Origin of the sequence: Pseudomonas fortuita (assembly GCF_026898135.2) — a bacterium.
In the GTDB taxonomy this organism is placed as follows: domain Bacteria; phylum Pseudomonadota; class Gammaproteobacteria; order Pseudomonadales; family Pseudomonadaceae; genus Aquipseudomonas; species Aquipseudomonas fortuita.
On sequence record NZ_CP114035.2, the window covers coordinates 5,073,090 to 5,095,331 of the forward strand.

Here is a 22,242-nt window from a genome sequence, read left to right on the forward strand (position 1 = left end):
ATGTCGAAGTTCTTTATCGATCGCCCGATCTTCGCCTGGGTGATCGCCTTGGTGATCATGCTGGTCGGCGCCTTGTCGATCCTGAAGCTGCCTATCAACCAATACCCCAGCATCGCGCCGCCGGCCATCGCCATCGCCGTGACCTACCCGGGCGCCTCGGCGCAGACCGTGCAGGACACCGTGGTACAGGTGATCGAGCAGCAGCTCAACGGTATCGACAACCTGCGTTATGTATCGTCGGAAAGCAACTCCGACGGCAGCATGACCATTACCGCTACCTTCGAGCAAGGCACCAACCCTGACACCGCGCAGGTCCAGGTACAGAACAAGCTGAACCTGGCCACACCACTGCTGCCGCAGGAAGTGCAACAGCAAGGTATCCGTGTCACCAAGGCAGTGAAAAACTTCCTGCTGGTGATCGGCCTGGTGTCCGAAGACGGCAGCATGACCAAGGACGACTTGGCCAACTACATCGTCTCAAACATGCAGGACCCGATCTCGCGTACTGCGGGTGTGGGTGACTTCCAGGTGTTCGGTGCGCAGTACGCCATGCGTATCTGGCTCGATCCGGCCAAGCTGAACAAGTTCCAGCTCACTCCGGTCGACGTCAAGACCGCCGTGGCGGCGCAAAACGTGCAGGTGTCGTCCGGCCAGCTCGGTGGCCTGCCAGCCCTGCCTGGTACCCAGCTGAACGCCACCATCATCGGCAAGACCCGCCTGCAGACCGCCGAGCAGTTCGAGAAGATCCTGCTCAAGGTCAACAAGGACGGCTCCCAGGTACGGCTGGGTGACGTCGCGCAAGTGGGCCTGGGCGGTGAAAACTACGCGGTCAGCGCCCAGTTCAACGGCAAGCCGGCTTCCGGCCTGGCCGTAAAACTGGCAACCGGCGCCAACGCCCTGGACACCGCCAAGGCACTGCGCGAAACCATCAAAGGCCTGGAACCTTTCTTCCCGCCTGGCGTGAAAGCGGTATTCCCTTATGACACCACCCCGGTGGTCACCGAATCCATCAGCGGTGTGATCCACACCTTGATCGAAGCCGTGGTCCTGGTGTTCCTGGTAATGTACCTGTTCCTGCAGAACTTCCGCGCCACCATCATCACCACCATGACCGTACCGGTGGTGTTGTTGGGCACGTTCGGCATCCTTGCCGCCGCCGGCTTCAGCATCAACACCCTGACCATGTTCGCCATGGTCCTGGCCATCGGCTTGCTGGTGGACGACGCCATCGTCGTGGTGGAGAACGTCGAACGGGTCATGTCCGAAGAAGGGTTACCGCCCAAGGAGGCGACCAAACGTTCGATGGAACAGATCCAGGGCGCCCTGGTGGGTATCGCCCTGGTACTGTCGGCGGTACTGCTGCCCATGGCGTTCTTCGGTGGTTCCACAGGCGTGATCTACCGGCAGTTCTCCATCACCATCGTGTCGGCCATGGGCCTCTCGGTGCTGGTAGCGCTTATCTTTACCCCGGCACTGTGCGCCACCATGCTCAAGCCGCTGAAGAAAGGTGAGCACCACACCGCCAAAGGCGGGTTCTTTGGCTGGTTCAACCGCAACTTCGACCGCAGCGTAAACGGCTACGAGCGCAGCGTGGGCACTATCCTGCGCAACAAAATACCGTTCCTGCTCGGCTACGCGCTGATCGTGGTCGGCATGATCTGGCTGTTCACGCGCATTCCAACGGCGTTCCTGCCCGAGGAGGACCAGGGCGTACTGTTTGCCCAGGTTCAGACACCGGCCGGCTCCAGTGCCGAACGCACGCAGGTTGTGGTTGACCAGATGCGTGAGTACCTGTTGAAGGAAGAGGCCGACACCGTGGCATCGGTGTTCACCGTCAACGGCTTCAACTTCGCCGGCCGCGGCCAGAGCTCGGGCATGGCGTTCATCATGCTCAAGCCGTGGGGCGAACGCTCCAAGGAGAACAGTGTGTTCGCCCTGGCCGAGCGTGCCCAGCAGCATTTCTTCACCTTCCGCGACGCGATGGTGTTCGCCTTCGCGCCGCCTGCGGTGCTCGAACTGGGTAACGCTACCGGCTTCGACGTGTTCCTGCAGGACCGCGGCGGTGTCGGCCATGCCAAACTCATGGAAGCGCGCAACCAGTTCCTGGCAAAGGCCGCACAAAGCAAGATCCTCAGCGCCGTGCGCCCGAACGGCCTGAACGATGAGCCGCAGTACCAGCTGACTATCGATGACGAACGTGCAAGCGCCTTGGGCGTGACCATTGCCGACATCAACAACACCCTGTCGATTGCCTTGGGTGCCAGCTACGTCAACGACTTCATCGACCGTGGCCGGGTCAAGAAGGTGTACATCCAGGGCGAACCAAACGCGCGGATGAGCCCGGAAGACCTGCAGAAGTGGTACGTGCGCAACGGTGCAGGCGAAATGGTCCCGTTCTCCTCCTTCGCCAAGGGCGAGTGGACATACGGTTCGCCCAAGCTGTCCCGTTACAACGGCGTCGAGGCGATGGAAATCCTGGGTGCTCCGGCCCCAGGCTACAGTACCGGTGATGCCATGGCCGAAGTGGAACGCATCGCGGGCGAGTTGCCGGACGGTATCGGCTTCTCCTGGACCGGCATGTCTTACGAGGAAAAACTCTCCGGCTCGCAGATGCCGGCACTGTTCGCCCTCTCTGTACTGTTCGTGTTCCTGTGCCTGGCTGCACTGTATGAAAGCTGGTCGATCCCGATTGCCGTCGTGCTGGTCGTACCGCTGGGTATCATCGGTGCACTGATCGCCACCAGCCTGCGCGGGCTGTCCAACGACACGTACTTCCTGGTTGGCCTGTTGACCACCATCGGTCTGGCGGCGAAAAACGCCATTCTGATCGTCGAGTTCGCCAAGGAACTGCACGAGCAAGGCCGCAGCCTGTATGACGCAGCAATCGAGGCGTGCCGCATGCGTCTGCGCCCGATCATCATGACCTCGCTGGCGTTCATCCTCGGCGTGGTACCGTTGACCATCGCCAGCGGCGCCGGCGCCGGCAGCCAGCACGCCATTGGTACTGGCGTGATCGGCGGCATGATCAGTGCGACCGTGCTGGCTATCTTCTGGGTACCACTGTTCTTCGTCGCAGTGTCGTCGCTGTTCGGCAGCAAAGAGCCGGAAAAAGACGCCACCCCTGAAACTCCACGTTATGAGGCTGGGCAATGACCAAGTCTTTGTTGTCCCTGGCAGTAACCGCTTTCATCCTTGGCGGCTGCTCGCTGATCCCTGACTACCAGACCCCGGAAGCGCCGGTGGCAGCGCAGTGGCCGCAAGGCCCTGCGTACTCGCCGACGCAATCGGCGGACGTTGCTGCCGCCGAACAGGGCTGGCGCCAGTTCTTCCACGACCCGGCGCTGCAACAGCTGATCCAGACTTCGCTGGTCAACAACCGCGACCTGCGCGTCGCGGCGCTGAATATCGACGCCTATCGTGCGCAGTACCGCATTCAGCGTGCCGACCTGTTCCCCGCGGTTTCGGCCACTGGTAGCGGCAGCCGCCAGCGGGTCCCGGCAAACATGTCGCAAACCGGCGAATCCGGCATCACCAGCCAGTACTCGGCCACGGTGGGCGTGAGCGCTTATGAGCTGGACCTGTTCGGCCGTGTGCGCAGCCTGACCGAGCAGGCGCTGGAAACCTACCTGTCCAGCGAGCAGGCGCGTCGCTCCACGCAAATCGCCCTCGTAGCCAGCGTGGCCAACGCCTACTACACCTGGCAGGCCGATCAGGCCCTGTTCAAGCTGACCGAAGAAACGCTGAAGACCTACGAGGAAAGCTACAACCTCACCCGCCGCAGCAATGAAGTCGGCGTGGCTTCGGCACTCGACCTCAGCCAGGCGCGCACCGCCGTGGAAGGCGCCCGGGTCAAGTACTCGCAGTACCAGCGCCTGGTCGCCCAGGACGTCAACAGCCTGACCGTACTGCTGGGTACCGGCATTCCTGCCGACCTGGCCAAGCCCCTGGAGCTCAATGCCGACCAGCTGGCCGAAGTACCGGCCGGCCTGCCGTCAGACATTCTCCAGCGTCGCCCGGACATCCAGGAAGCCGAGCACCTGCTCAAGGCCGCCAATGCCAACATTGGTGCCGCCCGTGCAGCGTTCTTCCCCAGCATCAGCCTCACCGCCAACGCGGGCAGCCTGAGCCCCGACATGGGGCACCTGTTCGCGGGTGGCCAAGGCACCTGGCTGTTCCACCCGCAGATCAATCTGCCGATCTTCAACGCCGGCAGCCTGAAGGCCAGCCTGGATTACTCGAAGATCCAGAAGGACATCAACGTCGCCAAATACGAAAAAACCATCCAGACCGCCTTCCAGGAAGTCTCCGATGGCCTGGCCGCGCGCAAGACCTTCGAAGAGCAGCTGCAGGCACAGCGCGACCTGGTGCAGGCGAACCAGGACTACTACCGCCTGGCCGAACGCCGCTACCGCATCGGGATCGACAGTAACCTGACCTTCCTCGACGCCCAGCGCAACCTGTTCAGCGCCCAGCAGTCGCTGATTACCGACCGCCTGTCGCAGCTGACCAGCGAGGTCAACCTGTACAAGGCGCTCGGCGGTGGCTGGTACGAGCAGACCGGCCAGGCCAACCAGCAGGCATCGGTGGAAACACCGAAAGGCTGATTGCGTCATTAGCTGAATCAAGCCCACCTTCGCGGTGGGCTTTTTTTGTTATCCGCGGCCTGTTCCGCCGCGAAGCGCTCGGACCAGGAAATTAATTAACCAACTGGAACATTCCGTTCGATTATCGCCCCGTTCCGTTTGTGGCGAATTGCCTCACCCCCGCAAGACCCCGCAACATCCCCTCACGCAACGTTGCCCAAGTTCATCAAGAAAAGACCCGCACCTGCAGGCTCGATCCAGCAGTGCACCGGCTCGCCCCATAAAAACAAGAGATCCACGACAGATGAGCACTTTGCAACCCGCACGCCAGCTGCTGCCCGGCCTGTTGGCCATGTCCTGCGCCCTCCCCGTGTTCGCCGCCAACGAAGGTGGTTTCATGGAGGACGCCAAGGCCACCCTCAACCTGCGCAACTTCTACATCAACCGCAACTTCGTCGACCCGGCCCACCCGCAGGGCAAGGCCGAAGAATGGACGCAAAGCTTCATTCTCGACGCCCGCTCCGGCTTCACCCAAGGCACCGTCGGGTTCGGGGTGGACGTGCTGGGCCTGTACTCGGTGAAGCTCGACGGCGGCAAAGGCACCACCAACACTCAACTGCTGCCCGTGCATGACGACGGCCGCCCGGCCGATGACTTTGGCCGCCTGGGTGTGGCACTGAAAGCCAAGCTGTCCGAAACCGAGCTGAAAGTCGGTGAATGGATGCCGGTGTTACCCATCCTGCGCTCGGACGATGGCCGCTCGCTGCCGCAGACCTTCCGCGGTGGCCAGCTGACCTCCAAGGAAATAGCCGGCCTGACGCTGTACGCCGGCCAGTTCCGCGGCAATAGCCCGCGCAACGACGCCAGCATGGAAGACATGTCGATGAACGGCAAAGGTGCGTTCACCTCCGATCGTTTCAACTTCGGCGGCGGCGAGTACACCTTCAACGACAAGCGCACCATGATCGGCCTGTGGGATGCCCAGCTCAAAGACATCTACCACCAGCAATACCTCAATCTGACCCACAGCCAGCCGCTCGGCGACTGGACCCTGGGCGCCAACCTGGGCTACTTCATCGGCAAGGAAGACGGCGCAGAGCGCGCCGGCAAGCTGGACAACCGCACCGCCTCCGCCATGCTTTCGGCGCGCTACCAGGGCCACACCTTCTACGTGGGCCTGCAGAAGGTCAGCGGCGACGATGCCTGGATGCGGGTCAACGGTACCAGTGGCGGCACCCTGGCCAACGATAGCTACAACTCCAGCTTCGACAACGCCAAGGAGCGCTCCTGGCAGCTGCGCCATGACTTCAACTTCGCAACCGTTGGCGTGCCTGGGCTGACCCTGATGAACCGCTATATCAAGGGTGAAAACGTCACCGTGGGCAGCGTGGATGACGGCAAGGAATGGGCTCGCGAGACCGAACTGGCCTATGTGGTGCAGTCAGGCAGCTTCAAGGACCTGTCGGTGAAATGGCGCAACTCCACCATGCGCCGGGACTTCAGCACCAACGCCTTTGATGAGAACCGGCTGATTGTGAGTTACCCGCTGAATCTCCTTTGAATGCTTCGCGGGCACGCCCGCTCCCACAGGACCGGCACAGCTTTCAGACGCTGTGCTGCTCCTGTGGGAGCGGGCGTGCCCGCGAAGAGGCCAAAGGCCCTTTGAAATAACCAAAAGAAATAATCAAATCCATAAACCTTCTTTGACGACATAAGCTGTAACAGCTTGAATAGGGCCCTGATCCCCGCCCCAGAGCCGTGACATGGACCTCCGCCAGCTGCGCTACTTCATTGCCCTTACCGAATACCGCAGTTTCGTCCGTGCCGCCGAGGCCATGGGCATCACTCAACCCGCCTTCAGCCGCGCCATCCAGAGCCTGGAACACACGTTTGGCTGCCCGCTGGTAGACCGCGCCAGCAAGGCGCTGCTGCCAACGCCCGAGGGCCTGGTGGTGCTGCAACACGCCCGCCGCCTGGTGCAGGGCGCAGCACAACTGAGTAACGAAGTGCTGCAAATGACCAAGCTTGACGCCGGCGAGCTGCATTTCGGCAGTGGCCCGGCGCTGGCGGTACGCCTGGTTCCCGACGCCTTGCGCCACTTCATCGAGCACCACCCCGGCATCCGCAACTCGCTGCTGGTGGACAATGCCGAACGCCTGGGCCAGGCCCTGCGCCGCGAACAGATCGAGTTTTTCGTCGACGATATCCGACCGTTCGAAGCCGACCCCAACTTCCATACCGAGCCCCTGTCGCCACGCCCCGGCCTGTTTTTCTGCCGCCCGGGGCACCCATTACTGGCCAAGGACAGCCTCTCGACCAACGACCTGTTCAGCTATCCACTGGCCAGCGCCCTGCTCGCCCCCGGCGTGCGCAAGCGCCTGGCCAACCTGAGTGGGCGCAGCGATTTCATCCCGCACCTGCAAACCGAGCACCTGGCCATACTGCGCAGCGTGGTGCAGGCCAGCAACGCTATCGGCACGGCCAGCGAGGAGGCCGTGGCCGATGACCTTGCGGCTGGCACCCTGGTGCGCCTGCACTGGCGCAACCTGCCGCCGGCGCTGGAGGTACTGAGCGTGCGTTGCGGGGTGGTCAGCCGTAGCGGTTACCGGTTGTCGCCGGCGGCGCGGGCGATGATCGAGACACTGGTGGGGCTGGATACGCCAGTGCGGGCTGCTGCCATTCGCTGAGCTGATGATAGTGGTGGCTGCGGGCTATCCTGAGCTATATGGGTTGCCAAGGCCGGCCCTTTCGCGGGTGAACCCGCTCCCACAGGGTTTCGTGGATCCCTGTGGGAGCGGGTTCACCCGCGAAAGGGCCGGCACTGGCAATACACCTAGATCAGGCACACCAGGGAGGCACAACAATGAAAACCCTCGTCGACCACCTGAGCCAATACGCCAGCTACCACCGCGACCCACGCAACATTGCCACCCACTTCGTCGGCATCCCGCTGATCGTGCTGGCAGTCACCATCCTGCTGTCACGCCCTGGCGGGGAGGTGGCTGGCATGTGGTTGTCCCCTGCCCTGCTGGCAGCGGCGGCCTCGGTGTGGTTCTACCTGCGCCTGGACCTGCGGTTCGGCCTGGTGATGGGGTTGCTGCTGGGCCTGTGCCTGTGGGTCGGCCAGGTGCTGGCCGTGCAGACAACTACGCTGTGGCTTAGCACCGGCCTGGCGGCATTCGTGGCGGGTTGGATCATCCAGTTCGTCGGCCATTACTACGAAGGCCGCAAACCTGCATTTGTCGACGATATCAGCGGCCTGATCATCGGGCCACTGTTCGTGGTGGCAGAAGCAGCGTTCATGCTGGGCCTGTGCCCGAACCTGAAACAGGCCGTAGAAAACAACGCAGGCCCGGTAGCCATGCGTTAGAAGAACACGGTTATGTAAGCATTGGATGGCCCTATCGCCGGCAAGCCAGCTCCCACGGGGAATGCACTGCCCTCAGGCCTGATGCAATCCCTGTGGGAGCTGGCTTGCCGGCGTTAGGGCCAGCGCAGGTATTACTGCTGCCGAGACTCGACACCCAGTTCATCCCACACCGACTCAGCCAGGTGGAACGTGGCGTTGGCTGCCGGAATGCCGCAATAGATGGCACTCTGCATCAGCACTTCCTTGATCTCGTCACGGGTCACGCCATTGTTGGCCGCCGCGCGCAGGTGCAGTTTCAGCTCATCGTTACGGTTCATGCCGATCAGCATGGCAATGGTGATCAGGCTGCGGGTGTGACGGGGCAGGCCCGGGCGGGTCCAGATATCACCCCAGGCGTGGCGGGTGATCATCTCCTGGAACTCGCCATTGAAGTCATTGAGCTTTTCCAGGCTGCGGTCCACGTGGGCATCGCCAAGCACCGCACGGCGCACTTGCATGCCGGCGTCGTAACGTTGTTTCTCATCCATGGCGTTTTCCTCAGTGAGCCAGCAGGAAGTCGAGCACACGGCGGCTGAACGCCTCCCCGATTTCGACGTTGGACAGGTGCGCTGCCGGGAAGTCTACGTACTCGGCACCTTGGATACCGGCCTGCATGAAGCGGCCATGCTCAGGGGTGGTGACCACGTCTTGTGTACCGGCAACGATCAGCGCGGGCACCTGGATGCGGCCCAGTTGTTCACGGTAATCGGCATCACGCACCGCTGCGCAGTTGGCGGCATAACCTTGCGGGCTGGTTTGCGCCAGCATCTGGCAAATGCGCTGGGCTTGCTCAGGCTGGGCCTGGACAAAGCCTGGGGTGAACCAGCGGGCGATAGAGCCATCGCGCAGGTCGACCATGGCCTGCTGGCCACCCTTGAGCACGGTGTCGATACGGGGGTTCCACACCTCGTCACTGGCGATCTTGGCGGCGGTGTTGCACAGGGTCAGGCTGTGCAGGCGCTGGCCGGCGTTGATGCCCAGCCACTGGCCAATCAGGCCACCCATCGACAGGCCGACAAAGTGCGCTTTCTGAATGTCCAGGCCGTCAAGCAGCGCCAGCACGTCACGACCCAATTGCTCGATGCTGTAGGGGCCTTCCGTGACCAACGAGGCACCGTGGCCACGGGTGTCGTAGCGCAGTACACGAAAGTGCTGGCTCCACAAGGGAATCTGGGTGTCCCACATGCCCAGGTCGGTGCCCAGCGAGTTGGACAGGACCAGCACCGGGGCGTTTTCCGGGCCATCGATCTGGTAGTTCAAAACGCCATCGGCCAGTTGCAAATGCGCCACAGCAGTCTCCTTCAGGCAGTGAAATGTTGATGTTCGGATACGGCGCGCGCCACCCAGACGCGGGCCTGGCCCAGGTAATGGGCAGGGTCGAGCAGGCGATCAAGTTCTTCGGCAGACAGCTCGGCACTGACCTGCGGTTCGTCACCCAGCACAGCACGCAAGTGGCGCTGCTCGGCCACCGCGCGCTGGCAGCATTGTTCGAGCAGGTGGTGGGCACGGTCGCGGCCCAGGCGCTGGGCAAGCACAATACTCACCGCTTCTGCCAGCACCAGCCCTTGGGTCAGGTCGAGGTTACGGCGCATGCGCGCTGCGTCCACTTCCATGCCCTCGGCAATGACCTGGGCCTGGCGCAGCGCGCCGGAGACCAGGCAGCAGATATCCGGGAGGGTTTCCCATTCTGCATGCCACAGGCCAAGGCTGCGCTCATGTTCTTGGGGCATGGCAGCGAACAGCGTCGACACCAGCCCCGGCACACGGGTAGCCGCACCAATCAGCACCGCAGCGCCCACCGGGTTGCGCTTGTGCGGCATGGTCGAAGAGCCGCCCTTGCCCGGCGCAGAAGGCTCGAACACCTCCCCAGCCTCGGTTTGCATCAGCAAGCTGATATCGCGGCCGAACTTGCCCAGGCTGCCGGCCACCAGGCCCAGCACCGAGGCAAACTCCACCAGGCGATCACGCTGGGTGTGCCAGGGTTGTTCAGGCAGGGTCAGCTTCAGCTGCTCGGCCAGGGCCTCGGCCACCGGCATCGCCTTGCTGCCCAAGGCGGCCAGGCTGCCCGACGCGCCGCCAAACTGCAGCACCAGCAAACGCGGGCGCAGTTCCCGCAGGCGCTGGCGGTGACGGGTCAATGCACCCAGCACGCCGGCCAGTTTCATGCCCAGGGTCACCGGGGTGGCATGTTGCAACCAGGTGCGACCTACCAACGGCGTATCAGCATGCTTCAAGGCCTGCTGCGACAGGGTATCGGCCAGTTTACCCAGGTCGGCTTCGATCAGGTCGAGGGCATCGCGCAACTGCAGGACCAACCCGGTGTCCATCGCATCCTGGCTGGTGGCGCCCAAGTGCACATAGCGCTCGGCCTCGGGCACGCCACTGGCAATCACCTTGCCCAACGCCTTCACCAGCGGGATTGCCGAGTTGCCAGCGGTAGCGATGGCATTGGCTAGCGCACCAACGTCATAGCGCTCGGCCTGGCATGCCGCTTCGATGGCAGCCACGGCGCTGTGCGGGACCAGCCCGGCAGCGGCTTCGGCACGGGCCAGTGCGGCTTCGAAATCGAGCATGCCCTGCAGGCGGCCACGGTCGGAGAAAATCTCGCGCATGGCCGGCGCGGTGAAGTAGGCGTCGAACAGTTGGTTGGTCATGCCACGTCCTTAGTCATCGTGGTGCAGGTACGCGGCCTGCTTGGGCAGGCGCAGGCTGAACAGGAAGGCAATTGCCATCATGGCCGTCACGTACCAGTAGAAAGTGTTTTCCATACCCAGGGTCTTCAGGCCCAGGGCCACGTACTCGGCAGAGCCGCCGAATGCCGCGTTGGCGACTGCATAGGCCAGGCCCACACCCAGTGCACGCACCTGTGGCGGGAACATCTCCGCCTTCACCAGGCCGCTGATCGAGGTGTAGAAGCTGACGATACACAATGCCAGGCTGATCAGTACGAAGGCCATGAACGGGCTGGTGACGGTTTTCAGCGCCATCAGCAGCGGTACAGTGCACAGGGTACCGAGGGCGCCGAACAGCAGCATCGAATTGCGCCGGCCGATGCGGTCGGACAGCATGCCGAAGAACGGCTGCAGCACCATGAACAGGAACAGCGCGCCGGTCATCACGTAGCTGGCGTTTTTCGCCGTCATGCCAGCGGTGTTGACCAGGTACTTCTGCATGTAGGTGGTGAAGGTGTAGAAGATCAGCGAGCCACCAGCGGTGTAGCCAAGCACGGTAATGAAGGCCGCTGCATGGTTGCGGAACAGGCCACCGATCGAGCCTGCATCCTTGTCATTGCGGGTTTCGGCGCTGCTGGTTTCGTGCAGCGAACGGCGCAACATCAGCGAGATAAGGGCGGCAATGGCCCCCACCACGAACGGAATGCGCCAGCCCCAGGCCCGCAGTTCGTCTTCGGTCAGCAGCTGTTGCAGGATGACCACCACCAGCACCGCCAGCAACTGGCCGCCAATCAGGGTGACGTACTGGAACGAAGCAAAAAAGCCGCGCTGGCCACGAAGGGCCACTTCACTCATGTAAGTGGCGGTGGTGCCGTATTCCCCCCCCACCGACAAGCCCTGGATCAGGCGGGCCAGCAACAGCAACGCTGGCGCCCAGGTGCCAATGCTGCCATAGGTGGGCAGGCAGGCGATCATCAAAGAGCCGAAGCACATCATCAGCACCGAGATCATCAGCGAATTCTTGCGACCATGTCGGTCAGCGAGGCGGCCGAAGATCCAGCCACCGATGGGGCGCATCAAAAAACCTGCGGCGAACACGCCGGCCGTGTTCAACAACTGCACGGTCGGGTCGTCGGAGGGGAAAAAAGCCGGGGCGAAGTAGATTGCGCAGAAGGCGTAGACGTAGAAGTCGAACCATTCCACCAGGTTGCCTGATGAGGCACCGACGATAGCGAAGATGCGCTTGCTGCGTTCTTCGCCGGTGTAATAGGTTGAGGTCATGACGGGTTTACTCCTGGAGGGTACTAGGTAAGTCTAGACATACCTGGTAACACACTCGTTCCGCTATCTGGCTGGCAATTGGCCTTATGTCGAAGCTACCGGCCCTATCGCGGGCAAGCCCGCTCCTACAGGGAGAGCGTGGTTCCTTGTAGGAGCGGGCTTGCCCGCGATAGGGCCGGTACAGGTCAAACCCGCTCGATGGCCAGCGCCAGACCTTGGCCGACACCTACACACATGGTCGCCAGGCCCTTGCGCCCGCCACTTTTCTCCAGCTGATGCAGCGCAGTCAGCACCAGGCGCGCACCGCTCATGCCCAGCGGGTGCCCCAGGGCGATCGCGCCGCCATTAGGGTTCACCTGCGGTGCATCGTCGGCCACACCCAGCTCACGCAGCACCGCCAGGCCTTGGCTGGCAAAGGCTTCGTTGAGCTCGATCACGTCGAAATCACTCACCGCCACCCCCAGGCGCTCGGTCAGCTTACGCACCGCTGGCACCGGGCCAATGCCCATCACACGTGGTGCAACACCGCCGCTGGCCATGCCCAGCACGCGGGCGCGCGGGGTCAGGCCGTGCTTCTTCACGGCTTCCGCCGACGCCAGGATCAGCGCCGCAGCACCGTCGTTCACGCCCGAGGCGTTGCCAGCGGTGACTGTCTTGTCCGGGCCATTGACCGGCTTGAGCTTGGTCAGCGCCTCCAGCGTGGTTTCCGGACGCAGGTGCTCGTCACGCTCCACGATGGTTTCGCCCTTCTTGTGCGCAATGCGCACCGGGACGATCTCTTCGGCGAAGAAGCCAGCAGCCTGGGCCGCTGCAGCCTTCTGCTGGCTGCGCAGGGCGAAAGCGTCCTGGTCAGCGCGCGAAACCTGGTAGTCGTCGGCGACGTTATCGGCCGTTTCCGGCATGGAGTCCACACCGTACTGGCTCTTCATCAGAGGGTTGATGAAACGCCAGCCGATGGTGGTGTCTTCAAGCTTCATGTTGCGCGAATAGCCGCTTTCAGCCTTGCCCATGACGAACGGTGCGCGCGACATCGACTCGACACCGCCAGCAATCACCAGCTCCATTTCGCCGCTTGCAATAGCGCGGAAGGCGGTACCAATGGCATCCATGCCCGACGCGCACAGGCGGTTCAGGGTGACACCCGGGATGCTTTCCGGCAGGCCGGCCAGCAGCAGCGCCATACGCGCCACGTTGCGGTTGTCTTCACCGGCCTGGTTGGCGCAGCCGAAGAACACTTCATCAACCTGGTCCCACTGCACGGCAGGGTTGCGCTCGATCAGCGCTTTGAGTGGCACGGCGGCCAGGTCGTCGGCACGCACACTCGCCAGCGCGCCGCCGAAGCGGCCGATGGGGGTGCGGATGGCGTCACAGATAAATACGTCGCGCATTAGGCTTCTCCTGCCACTGGCCATGGGCCGCGGCGGTACGTGTGGAGGCTACTGGTCAGGGTGCTTCGATGAGCCCAGATTAAGGAGACTGACGGTAGGCTTACAATCCGATAATCGACTATCCGTGCGATTATCGAACCATTTGTTACGCTGCTACCTATCTACCTGCTGGGAGCGCTGCACGCGCCCCCTCGCTATTCAGGTCGCGTCGGCGTGGCTTACCAGCCCCTTCACGATCACACCTACGGTCGCCAGTGCCGCTGGCACCAGCAACGCCGTCAGTACCTGTTCGAAGTTCCAGCCCAGGCCCAACAGCGTAGCGCCGCTCCAGGCCCCCAGAATTGCACCAAAGCGGCCGATACCCAGCATCCACGATACACCCGTGGCACGGCCCTGGGTCGGGTAGAAGCGTGCTGCCAACGATGGCATTGCCGATTGCGCGCCGTTCACGCACATACCGGCAATCAGCACCAAGGTGGCCAACACGGTGATGTTGCCCAGGCTCTGCCCCACGGCGTATGCAAACACCCCGGCCAGCAGGTAGAAAATGCCGATCACCTTGTGCGGGTTGTAGCGGTCCATGGCCCAGCCCACACCCACGGCACTCAGCACGCCGCCAAACTGGAACAGCGCGCCGATAAATGCGGCCTGCTCCATGCTCGCGCCGCTGTCACGCATCAGGGTTGGCAACCAGCTGGTCAGCAGGTAGACGATCACCAGGCCCATGAAGTAGGTCAGCCACAGCAGCATGGTGCCCAGGCCATAAGTGCCGGAGAAGATCAGCGCAAAGACGCTGCGGGCGGCTACGGCCTTTTGCTCTGGCACGCTGAAGCTGCCCGCCTCGGCCACCACCTGCGGCGCAATGGGCGAAAGGGTCTTGCGTATCTTGTCGGTACCCCTGTTGCGCACCACCAGGAACCGCGCCGATTCCGGCAGCCAGACCATCAACACCAGCGCCAGCAGCAGTGGCAGCACGCCGCCGATTACCAGCAGGCTGTGCCAGCCATAGGCCGGGATCATCTTGGCGGAAATGAAGCCACCACCGGCCATGCCCAGGTTGAAGCCGCAGAACATGCTGGTCACCAGCAGCGATTTGAGGCGCTCGGGGGTGTATTCGGACAGCAGTGTGGTTGCATTGGGCATACCGGCGCCCAGACCCAGGCCGGTCAGGAAGCGCAGTACCAGCAACTGGTCGACGTTGGTGGCATAGGCTGAGGCCAGGCTGAAACCGCCAAACACCAGCACCGCGCCCACCAGCACGCCTTTACGGCCGAAGCGGTCAGCCAACGGCCCGGAGCCCAGGGCACCGAACACCATACCGATCAATGCGGCGCTCATCACCGGGCCAAGGCTCGCCCGGTCGATGCCCCACTCCTGCGACAGCGCCGGGGCGATGAAGCCCATGGCGGCAGTGTCCAGGCCATCGAGGAAGACAATCAGGAAGCACAGCAACACGACCCGCCACTGGTAGCGGGAAAGCGGCTGCTGATTGATGAACGACTGAACGTCGAGGCTTTTGCCGACGTTGTTTTGCGCTTGGTTCATTGTTGTTGTCCAGAATGTTGGGCACAGCCAGACCACTGCACACGGGCAACCGGCACAGAGGACGATGATTGGGGGAATATGGCCTGCGTCAGCCTGGATACAACGGTACTGCGTGCGGGTGCGGCCGCAGCAGCAAGTGGACAGTATTCATGGTAAGTGCCTCTTGTATTTTTTGTTCGGTCGGCATGGCCGACCGTTGCGAGAGACATTAATCAGCGGGCGGCGGTGGCGCAATTCGCCCGGAGCGACACTGTGCGTTTATCGCACAAGAAACCGTTTTGCCTGTTCTAAATGTCAAAGGGGGGCGCTCCGCGGCCCCCTTCAATCTCAGCCAAACAACTGATGGCAAAGGTCCCGGCTGGCCGCCAGCAGGATCGGCAGGAAGCGCTGTTCCAGCTCACTGCGTGTCACCCGCCCCACATGGGTGCTCACGTTCAACGCCGCCAACACTTGCCCCGATGCATCGTAGATCGGCACGGCAATCGAACGCAGCCCCTGCTCCAGCTCCTGGTCCACCACGCACCAGCCTTGGGCGCGGACCTGCTGGATGCAGGCGAACAGTGACTCGGGGTCATGCAAGGTACGGCTGGTACGCGCCTTCAGGTCGGCACGCTCCAGGTATTCACGCAGGCTGGTGTCGTCCATGGCCGCCAGCAGGATGCGCCCCATGGATGTGCAGTAGGCCGGCAGGCGCCCGCCTACCGACAGGTCGACCGATATCAGCCGCTCCACCGTGGCCGAACGGGCTATATAAAGAATGTCGTCGCCTTCAAGGGTGGCCATGTTGGCGGCTTCGTGCAATTGGTCACTGATACGGTCGAGATAAGGCTGAGCAGAGATCGCCAGTGGCGTAGACGACAGGTAGGCGTGACCCAGCGTCAGCACTTTGGGCAGCAGCGAATAGGTACGCCCGTCGGAGGTGGCGTAACCCAGCTTGATCAGTGTGTGCAGGCAACGGCGCACCGCGGCTCGGGGGATTTCGGTGCGGTGGCTGATCTGGGCGATGGTCAGGTGGCGCTTGCGTTCCTGAAAGGCCTGGATCACGGCCAGGCCACGTGCCAGGGAGGTCATGAAGTCTGGATCGCCGGTAAACGCCTGGATGCGCTTGGCCGGTGAAGCCACGATCGGCGGGGCCATGGCGGCCGATGGGGGTCGCGCCGGTTCTGGATTGACCGAATCATTGACCAGGGTTTCGTCACTCATCGCACACCTCAAAAAAAAACGCCCACTCGTTCGATTATCGAACAAACGGCCGATAATCGCAATTGACCGCTGACACGTTTGCTTATACCTTTCTCATGCCACTTGTGGCTTCTTTGGAGAGACTGGTCAGGTACCCACCGTAGAAGTCCCCAGGCAACGGCCTCGCCTCTTGGCGAGGCCGTTTTTCATTCTGGCGTCGCCCTGGCATTGCGGCGAACTTTTATCCGTCATGCCTTTCAAACTTGTACGAAGCGTCCGAACTTTTTCCGCCCCTGCCACTCGTTGCGTCAGGTCCTGTCAGGGTTCGGTAAATAACGATGTTCGGCGAATTATCGGTTGCTATAATCATTGCGCAGGCCCGGGCGCTAGCATGGCAGCGGCTTATTCCGCTGTATCTAGCCGTTGCGGCCAGCCAGGCATGTGCACGCTGCACATCGCATAACAAACGTCATCACACTTAATTCAGGTACTGCATGTGACGAAAGATGAACTGCGCGCAGAACTCGAGCGCCAGGCTGAACGTTACAAGGATGTTTACGGTGGTGAAGTCACCACTTACGCCGCACAACCGGATCCGGAACGCAAACCCTGGCGCAAACGTGCCAGCGTGCGCGACCAGGCGTTCAACCAGGAACTTGAACGCATTGAAAAGGAACTGCGCAGCGACAATCCCTGACCCGGGACCACGCCAGCGCGTCGTCGCCCGGCCAGCCCGGGCGAGGTCGATCTTTACCGCCTGACCGAAGATGAAATGGATTTTCACAAATTTCATACGACCGTTTGAATGATGACGAAACGGCCATTTCTTCGCTTTTTTGCCTGATTTCGCCAGGCTTTGCGCTTTTTAGCAGACATTTTCCTGCCTGATTACCGCAGTGCGCATCCCATGCTCACGCCATGAAGATTGCCATCGGTCTGTAGCAGGTGCATCGATTGCCAAGGTTTTCTGGCATAATCCCGCCCCCCTATACCCGCCAGACAACCTTCATGATCGATTTATTCAGCGGACTGGATGCCTGGGTGTTGGTGAGCCTGCTGCTCGCCTTGACCTTCGTACTCGCCTTCGAGTTCATCAATGGCTTTCATGACACCGCCAATGCGGTAGCTACAGTCATCTACACCAAAGCCATGCCGCCGCACCTCGCCGTGTTCTTCTCCGGTGTGTTCAACTTCCTTGGCGTTCTGCTCGGCGGTGTGGGGGTGGCCTATGCCATCGTGCACCTTCTGCCGGTAGAACTGCTGATCAATGTGAACACCGGACACGGCCTGGCCATGGTCTTCTCGCTGCTGGCTGCCGCCATCACCTGGAACCTGGGTACCTGGTACTTTGGCATCCCGGCCTCGAGTTCGCACACGCTGATCGGCTCCATTCTCGGTGTCGGCCTGGCCAACGCCCTTATCAACGACATTCCGTTGGGTGATGGCGTCAACTGGCAGAAGGCGATCGACATCGCCATGTCGCTGGTGGTTTCGCCAATGGCCGGCTTTGCCGTGGCGGCCCTGGTGCTGATCGGCCTGAAGTGGTGGCGCCCGCTGTCGAAGATGCACAAAACCCCCGACCAGCGTCGCAAACTCGACGACAAGAAGCACCCGCCATTCTGGAACCGCATGGTACTGGTGGTTTCGGCCATGGGCGTGAGCTTCGTGCACGGCTCCAACGACGGCCAGAAAGGCATCGGCCTGATCATGCTGGTGCTGATCGGTATTGTCCCGGCCAAGTTCGTCCTCGACCTGAACAGCACCACCTACCAGATCGAGCGTACCCGCGACGCTACCCTGCACATGAGCCAGTTCTACCAGCGCAACGCCGCCACCCTGGGCGAATTCCTGGCACTGGGCAAGGCCAAGTCCAGCGACCTGCCGGAGAAGTTCAGCTGCAACCCGCAGCAGACCGAGCCGACCATCGCCGCGCTGCAGTCTTCGCTTCAGGGCGTGACCGACTACCACAGCCTGGATGCCGACAAACGTGTTGAAGTGCGCCGCTACCTGCTGTGCCTGGATGACACCGCGAAAAAGGTCGGCAAGCTGCCGGGCCTCGAGGCCCGTGAAAAGGCCGACCTGGAAAAACTCCGCAAAGACCTGACCGCCACTACCGAATACGCACCATTCTGGGTGATCGTGGCCGTCGCCCTGGCTCTGGGCCTAGGCACCATGGTTGGCTGGAAGCGTGTGGTACTCACCGTTGGCGAAAAAATCGGCAAGCAGGGGATGACCTATGCCCAGGGCATGTCGGCACAAATCACTGCCGCCTGCGCCATCGGCATGGCCAACGTGTTCGCCCTGCCGGTATCGACCACACACGTGCTGTCGTCCGGTGTAGCCGGCACCATGGTTGCCAACAAGAGCGGCCTGCAAGGCGGCACGGTGAAGACCATCCTGCTGGCCTGGGTCCTGACCCTGCCGGCTTCGATGGGCCTGGCCGCCGGCCTGTTCTGGCTGGCATCCAAAGCCATTGGCTGAGTGACACCGCAATAGAAAAAGGCGCCTCATGGGCGCCTTTTTCACAGGAGTCATTCCTGTACCGGCGATAGGGCCGGTACAGGCAAACTACCTTTTCTTGCCCCCCAGCAACGATCCCATCAGCCCTCGCACCAGCTGTCGCCCCAACTGATTGGCCGCCTGGCGCACTGCCGACTTGATCGCCTGCCCCGCCGCACTTTGCAAGAAGTCGCCGGCCTTGTCGGCAAAGCTCTCCTCGTCCACCTTCGGTTGCGGCGCCGGCTCCAACGCCTCGCCCTTGCGCTGGGTCAGCCTCTCATAGGCCGACTCACGGTCCACCGGCTTGTCATAGCGCCCCACCAGCGGCGAAGCAGCAATCAGCGCAGCTCGCTCGGCCGCACTCAATGGCCCGATACGCGACTGCGGCGGCGCAATCAGCACCCGCTGCACCATGGCAGGCGTGCCCTTTTCCTCCAAGGTACCCACCAACGCCTCGCCAATCCCCAGCTCGGTCAGCACCGCCAGGGTGTCGAATGCCGGGTTCGGGCGAAAGCCATCGGCCACCGCCCTCAGCGACTTCTGCTCCTTGGCGGTAAACGCCCGCAAGCCATGCTGTATGCGCAAACCCAACTGGGCCAGCACCGCATCCGGCAAGTCACCCGGTGACTGGGTGACGAAATACACCCCCACACCCTTGGAGCGGATCAGCCGCACCACCTGCTCCAGGCGGTCCTGCAACGCTTTTGGCGTACCGTTGAACAGCAAGTGCGCTTCATCGAAGAACAAGGCCAGCACCGGCTTGTCGGCATCTCCACGCTCGGGCAACTGCTCGAACAGCTCGGCCAGCAGCCACAGCAGGAAAGTCGCGTACACCTTGGGCGCCTCATGCACCAGCCGGCTGGCGTCGAGCAGGTGGATGCGCCCACGGCCATCCAAATCTGGCCGCAGCAGGTCCTCGAGCTGCAATGCCGGCTCGCCGAACAGCGCCTCGGCGCCCTGCTGCTCCAAGGTCGCCAGGCGCCGCAACAGCGCCTGGGTCGAGGCCGTGGTCATCAGCGCACTGTCTTCCCCCAGCAATTGTGGGTTGTCCTTCAGGTGCGCGAGCAGCGCCTTGAGGTCCTTGAGGTCCAGCAGCAACAGGCCCTCACGGTCGGCCACCTTGAAAGCTGCATACAGCGCCGCCTGCTGACTGTCGGTCAGTTCCAGCAGGTTGCCCAGCAGCAACGGCCCCATTTCACTGAGGGTAGTGCGCAGCGGGTGGCCGGACTGCCCGGCGATGTCCCAGAGGCTGACCGGGTAGGCCTGAGGCGTGTGCCCCAGCCACGGCATGCCGGCGATGCGTTCGGCCACCTTGCCCTGCGGCGCGCCGGCAGCCCCCAGCCCACACAGGTCACCTTTGACATCGGCCGCGAATACGGCCACCCCTGCGTCACTGAACGCTTCTGCCAGGTGCTGCAAGGTCACGGTCTTGCCAGTACCCGTCGCGCCCGCCACCAGGCCATGGCGGTTGGCCAGCCGCATCGCTTGCCCGACTGGCTGGCCATCTGGGCCAGCACCCACAACTATGGTCGAAGTTTCCGACATCTCTGCAATCCTCTGCTCAAGCTTTGCCTTAATTCGGCCGATACCTTTGGGTGATATTCGCCTTAATTAGAGAGGAACAACCGAAAAGGGACTTTTCGGGATGTTGCACTGCTTTGCGGCTCCACCCGTGCGAACGCCTGATTTAACACCTTAGCGGAACCGATTACGCCATGAACAAAAGCCTTCGTTTCAGCCACAAGATTCTTTTGGCAGCATCATTGATCGTGATACTCGCCTTCAGCCTGTTCACGCTCTACAACGATTACCTCCAGCGTAATGCGATCCGCGCGGACCTGGAAAACTATCTCGCTGAAATGGGCGCCTCCACTTCGACCAACATCCGCAACCTGTTCGATGGCCGTATCAAGCTGGTGGAAAACCTGGCACAGAACATTGCCCAAAACCCAACCAACGCCGAAACCCTGATGGGCCAGAATGCGTTGATTTCCAGCTTCCTCACCGTTTACCTGGGCAAGGTGGACGGCGGCTTCAGCGTGCGCCCGGACGCAAAAATGCCCGATGGCTACGACCCGCGCACCCGCCCCTGGTACAAGGACGGCATGAACGCCACCGGCGCGACACTGACCGAACCGTACATCGACATGACCACCAACAAGATGGTCATTGGCATCCTCAGCAAGGTTTCCAGCAGTGTCGGCGTGGTCGGGGGCGACCTGGCCCTGGACGGCCTGGTGCAGATCATCAACTCGCTGAACTTCGGCGGCATGGGCTACGCCTTCCTGGTGAACGACCAGGGCAAGATCCTGGTGCACCCTGACCAAGACCTGGTGATGAAGTCGCTGTCGGACCTGTTCCCGCAGCACACGCCAAAGCTGACCGGTGAGCTGACCGAAGTGCAGAGCGAAGGCCAGACCCGCCTGCTGACCTTCACCCCGATCACCGGCCTGCCTTCGGCCAACTGGTACATCGGCCTGTCAGTGGACAAGGACAAGGCCTTCTCGATGCTGAGCACTTTCCGCACCTCGGCGGTGATCGCCACGGTGGTGGCGGTGGTGATCATCATCGGCCTGCTTGGCCTGCTGATCAGCGTGCTGATGCAGCCGCTGCATACCATGACCCGCGCCATGGAAGACATCGCCGAGGGTGAAGGCGACCTGACCAAACGCCTGCGCATTCACAACCACGACGAGTTCGGCATCCTGGGCACCGCCTTCAACCGTTTCGTCGAGCGTATTCACAGCTCCATCGCCGAAGTGTCCTCGGCCACCGAGCAGGTCAACGAAGTGGCCCTGCGTGTCATCAGCGCCTCGAACTCGTCGATGACCAACTCTGACGAACAGTCCAACCGTACCAACAGCGTGGCCGCCGCCATCAACGAACTGGGCGCCGCCGCCCAGGAAATCGCCGGCAACGCTGCTCAGGCGTCGCAGCACGCCAGCTCGGCTCGCTTGCTGGCCGAAGAGGGTCAACAGGTGGTCGAGCGCAACATTGCGGCAATGAACCGCCTGTCCGACCTGATCGTCAGCTCCAGCGGTCACATCGAGACGCTGAACAACAAGACCGTCAACATTGGCCAGATCCTCGAAGTGATCACCAGCATTTCCCAGCAAACCAACCTGCTGGCGCTGAACGCCGCCATCGAAGCGGCCCGCGCCGGTGAAGCCGGCCGTGGTTTTGCCGTGGTAGCCGATGAAGTGCGCAACCTGGCGCACCGTACCCAGGAATCGGCGCAGCAAGTGCAGACCATGATCGAAGAGCTGCAGGTGGGCGCCCGCGCGTCGGTCGAGACCATGGACCAAAGCCAGCGCCACAGCCAGGACAGTGTGCAGATCGCCAACCAGGCCGGTGAGCGGCTGGACAGCGTTACCGTACGCATCAGCGAGATCGACGGCATGAACCAGTCGGTGGCCACCGCCACCGAAGAGCAGACCGCCGTGGTCGAGGCAATCAACATGGACATCAACGAGATCAACATGCTCAACCAGGAAGGCGTGGAGAACCTGCAAGCCACCTTGCGCGCCTGCTCGGACCTTGAGCAGCAGGCCGGCCGCCTGAAGCACCTGGTGGGCAGTTTCCGCATCTAAGACACTGTTTCGCGGGCACGCCCGCTCCCGCAACGGCTGACACAAACCTCAAGGTCTGTGCAGTCTCTGCGGCAGCGGGCGTGCCCACAAAGA

The 22,242-nt window shown here is 62.3% G+C and carries 16 protein-coding genes and 1 pseudogene; 9 read left to right on the forward strand and 8 right to left on the reverse strand.

Annotated elements, in window-relative coordinates:
• From ttgB to OZ911_RS23255, 5 genes are all read left to right on the forward strand, one after another.
• A complete protein-coding gene (ttgB, locus tag OZ911_RS23235; protein WP_016488874.1) occupies positions 1-3,153 on the forward strand; it encodes a multidrug efflux RND transporter permease subunit TtgB in 3,153 nt (1,050 codons plus the stop codon).
• Complete coding sequence (locus OZ911_RS23240; RefSeq protein ID WP_023048881.1) at positions 3,150-4,604, forward strand: AdeC/AdeK/OprM family multidrug efflux complex outer membrane factor; 1,455 nt, start codon at positions 3,150-3,152, stop codon at positions 4,602-4,604. The genes ttgB and OZ911_RS23240 overlap by 4 nt, the downstream gene beginning before the upstream one ends.
• Before the next feature lie 283 nt (positions 4,605-4,887).
• Positions 4,888-6,144, forward strand: a complete 1,257-nt coding sequence (locus OZ911_RS23245) for an OprD family porin (RefSeq protein ID WP_016488876.1) — start codon at positions 4,888-4,890, stop codon at positions 6,142-6,144.
• Between the two features lie 202 nt (positions 6,145-6,346).
• The gene (locus OZ911_RS23250) at positions 6,347-7,270 is read left to right on the forward strand and encodes a LysR family transcriptional regulator (RefSeq protein ID WP_070086943.1); all 924 of its coding nucleotides are present in this window, start codon (positions 6,347-6,349) and stop codon (positions 7,268-7,270) included.
• Between the two features lie 176 nt (positions 7,271-7,446).
• Entirely contained in the window at positions 7,447-7,953 is a 507-nt protein-coding gene (locus OZ911_RS23255) for an Mpo1 family 2-hydroxy fatty acid dioxygenase (protein WP_016488878.1), read from the forward strand.
• Positions 7,954-8,084: 131 nt separating this feature from the next.
• Here OZ911_RS23255 and pcaC read toward each other — a convergent pair whose 3' ends face one another.
• From pcaC to pcaR, 7 genes are all read right to left on the reverse strand, one after another.
• A complete protein-coding gene (pcaC, locus tag OZ911_RS23260) occupies positions 8,085-8,480 on the reverse strand; it encodes a 4-carboxymuconolactone decarboxylase (RefSeq protein ID WP_016488879.1) in 396 nt (131 codons plus the stop codon).
• Positions 8,481-8,490: 10 nt separating this feature from the next.
• Complete coding sequence (gene pcaD / locus OZ911_RS23265) at positions 8,491-9,282, reverse strand: 3-oxoadipate enol-lactonase (RefSeq protein ID WP_016488880.1); 792 nt, start codon at positions 9,280-9,282, stop codon at positions 8,491-8,493.
• 11 nt (positions 9,283-9,293) lie between these two features.
• Positions 9,294-10,646, reverse strand: coding sequence for a 3-carboxy-cis,cis-muconate cycloisomerase (locus tag OZ911_RS23270; RefSeq protein ID WP_070086944.1), 1,353 nt, complete (start codon positions 10,644-10,646; stop codon positions 9,294-9,296).
• Positions 10,647-10,655: 9 nt separating this feature from the next.
• Positions 10,656-11,945 carry an MFS family transporter gene (locus OZ911_RS23275; protein WP_016488882.1) on the reverse strand — a complete coding sequence of 430 codons (1,290 nt, stop codon included), beginning with the start codon at positions 11,943-11,945 and terminating at the stop codon, positions 10,656-10,658.
• Between the two features lie 185 nt (positions 11,946-12,130).
• Positions 12,131-13,333 (reverse strand): 3-oxoadipyl-CoA thiolase, encoded by a 1,203-nt coding sequence (pcaF, locus tag OZ911_RS23280; protein ID WP_016488883.1) that lies wholly within the window; start codon positions 13,331-13,333, stop codon positions 12,131-12,133.
• A 198-nt stretch (positions 13,334-13,531) separates the two neighbouring features.
• Complete coding sequence (gene pcaK / locus OZ911_RS23285; RefSeq protein WP_016488884.1) at positions 13,532-14,878, reverse strand: 4-hydroxybenzoate transporter PcaK; 1,347 nt, start codon at positions 14,876-14,878, stop codon at positions 13,532-13,534.
• Positions 14,879-15,205: 327 nt separating this feature from the next.
• Complete coding sequence (gene pcaR, locus OZ911_RS23290; protein WP_016488885.1) at positions 15,206-16,081, reverse strand: pca regulon transcriptional regulator PcaR; 876 nt, start codon at positions 16,079-16,081, stop codon at positions 15,206-15,208.
• 475 nt (positions 16,082-16,556) lie between these two features.
• Here pcaR and OZ911_RS23295 point away from each other — a divergent pair, with 475 nt between their 5' ends.
• Positions 16,557-16,757: a hypothetical protein gene (locus tag OZ911_RS23295; protein ID WP_016488886.1), complete on the forward strand. Its 201-nt coding sequence runs from the start codon at positions 16,557-16,559 to the stop codon at positions 16,755-16,757.
• Positions 16,758-17,068: 311 nt separating this feature from the next.
• Positions 17,069-18,541 (forward strand): inorganic phosphate transporter, encoded by a 1,473-nt coding sequence (locus OZ911_RS23300; protein WP_024717454.1) that lies wholly within the window; start codon positions 17,069-17,071, stop codon positions 18,539-18,541.
• An 87-nt stretch (positions 18,542-18,628) separates the two neighbouring features.
• Here the strand turns inward: OZ911_RS23300 and OZ911_RS23305 are convergent, their stop codons facing one another.
• A complete protein-coding gene (locus OZ911_RS23305; protein ID WP_023048374.1) occupies positions 18,629-20,104 on the reverse strand; it encodes a helicase HerA-like domain-containing protein in 1,476 nt (491 codons plus the stop codon).
• Between the two features lie 314 nt (positions 20,105-20,418).
• Here OZ911_RS23305 and OZ911_RS29060 point away from each other — a divergent pair.
• Together OZ911_RS29060 and OZ911_RS29065 are read left to right on the forward strand one after the other, a co-directional pair.
• Positions 20,419-21,243 (forward strand): annotated as a pseudogene (locus tag OZ911_RS29060) (cache domain-containing protein); the annotation flags it as partial.
• Positions 21,244-21,384: 141 nt separating this feature from the next.
• Entirely contained in the window at positions 21,385-22,149 is a 765-nt protein-coding gene (locus OZ911_RS29065; protein WP_371262295.1) for a methyl-accepting chemotaxis protein, read from the forward strand.
• The last annotated feature ends 93 nt before the right edge of the window (positions 22,150-22,242 follow it).